The 2335-nt window shown below is 52.1% G+C and carries 1 rRNA gene; it reads left to right on the top strand.

The annotated features are described in order from the left end of the window. Positions 1-2335, top strand: a 23S ribosomal RNA gene (locus HMPREF3044_RS00005); the annotation flags it as partial.

Raw genomic sequence — 2335 nt, forward strand, 5'->3', positions numbered from 1 at the left:
TTTTTATTTTTTAGGCACACGGTGGATGCCTGGGCATGGCAAGCTGATGAAGGACGTGGTGGGCTGCGTTAAGCCTCGGGGAGTTGCCGTATGAGCGTTGATCCGAGGATGTCCGAATGGGGAAACCTAGCTCTCAGTGATGGGGGTTACCGTATGATGAATTCATAGTTGTGCGGGAGTGGCCGGGGAAGTGAAACATCTTAGTACCTGGTGTGTAAGAAAACAATTGTGATTTTGTGAGTAGTGGCGAACGAAAGCGAATTTTTGACTAAACTGCATGCAGCGTGGTGCCTTGGTTGGGGTGTTGTGTGTGGGGTTGTGGGGTCTGCGTTGGTGGTCAACCTTTTTGCCACCAGCCTTTGGCGCATGCGTAGCGGAAGTGGTGTGGAATCGCCTGCCGGAGTAGGTGAGAGTCCTGTACGTGAAATGTGTGTGCTTGGGTGTGCGTGGTGTCCCCGAGTAGCAGTGGGCTCGTGGAATCTGCTGTGAATCTGCCGGGACCGTCCGGTAAGTCTGATAACTTGTGTGTGACCGATAGTGTATGAGTACCGTGAGGGAATGGTGAAAAGTACCCCGGGAGGGGAGTGAAATAGTTCCTGAAACCGTGTGTTGACAATCCGTCAGAGCCTTTTTTTGGGTGATGGCGTGCCTTTTGAAGAATGAGCCTGCGAGTCAGCGGCATGTCGCTTTAAAGTTAACTATTTGTTGTAGGTAGCTGGAGGGAAACCGAATCCTAACCTAGGGTGTTGGTGGCATGTTCTGGACCCGAAGCGGGGTGATCTACCCATGGCCAGTGTGAAGCAAGGGTAAGACTTTGTGGAGGCGCGAACCCACGTAGGTTGAAAACTGCGGGGATGAGTTGTGGGTAGGGGTGAAAGGCCAATCAAACTCCGTGATAGCTGGTTCTCCCCGAAATGCATTTAGGTGCAGCGTCGTTGGTAGTGCTGCGGAGGTAGAGCTACTGGTTGATTGAGCGGGATTTTGTCTTAGTGACGTCAGCCAAACTCCGAATGCCGTATGTATGGTCCACGGCAGTGAGACTGCGGGGGATAAGCTTCGTAGTCGAGAGGGAAACAGCCCAGATCGCCGGTTAAGGCCCCTAAGGGTGTGCTAAGTGGAAAAGGATGTGTAATCGCGATGACAGCCAGGAGGTTGGCTTAGAAGCAGCCATCCTTGAAAGAGTGCGTAATAGCTCACTGGTTAAGTGGTTGTGCGCCGACAATGTAGTGGGGCTTAAGTACACCGCCGAAACCGCGGCAAGAATGTTTTTTGTTTTTGGGTAGGGGAGCGTCGTGCATTGTGTGAAGCCTGCTGGTAACGGTTGGTGGATGTGTGTGCGAGTGAGAATGCAGGCATGAGTAGCGAATGGTAGGTGAAAATCCTACCCGCCGGATGACTAAGGGTTCCTGGGTGAAGCTGGTCTTCCCAGGGTGAGTCGGGACCTAAGGCGAGGCCGACAGGCGTAGTCGATGGATAACCAGTTGATATTCTGGTACCCGCGCATGTGCGACAAATGGTGAATCATTGATACTAACCACCCATGGAGATCAACGTTTTCCTGCATTTTTGATGTGGGGTGTTGTTTTTTGTGTGTGGGACCTGATGTGGTAGTAGCCACGTGATGGGGTGACACAGTAGGGTAGCCGCGCCACTTAGTGGATTGTGGTGTAAGCGTGTGGCACGAGGACGTGTTAAATGCCGTTCTCATTTAAGTGTGAGGCGTGATGCGTAGCCTGTTAAAGGGTGATGGTGGTGATCCTGTGCTGTCGAGAAAAGCCTCTAGCGAGTGCAAGTGTGGCCCGTACCCCAAACCGACACAGGTGGTCAGGTTGAGAATACTAAGGCGAACGGGTGAACTATGGTTAAGGAATTCGGCAAAATGCCCCCGTAACTTCGGGAGAAGGGGGACCCATGACCGTTGCTGACAGCAATTAATGCGGTTGTGGGGCGCAGAGAATAGAGGGAAGCGACTGTTTACCAAAAACATAGGTCTGTGCGAAGAAGGTTAATTCGATGTATACGGACTGACGCCTGCCCGGTGCTGGAAGGTTAAGAGGACCTGTTAGATCATTTTGTGGTCGAAGCGGAGAATTTAAGCCCCAGTAAACGGCGGTGGTAACTATAACCATCCTAAGGTAGCGAAATTCCTTGTCGGGTAAGTTCCGACCTGCACGAATGGCGTAACGACTTCTCTGCTGTCTCGACCATAGGCCCGGTGAAATTGCAGTACGAGTAAAGATGCTCGTTTCGCGCGGCAGGACGAAAAGACCCCGGGACCTTCACTATAGCTTGGTATTGGTGTTCGGTTCGGTTTGTGTAGCATAGGTGGGAGACG

The sequence above is a fragment of the Corynebacterium sp. HMSC073D01 genome, from assembly GCF_001815555.1.
GTDB lineage: Bacteria > Actinomycetota > Actinomycetes > Mycobacteriales > Mycobacteriaceae > Corynebacterium > Corynebacterium glucuronolyticum.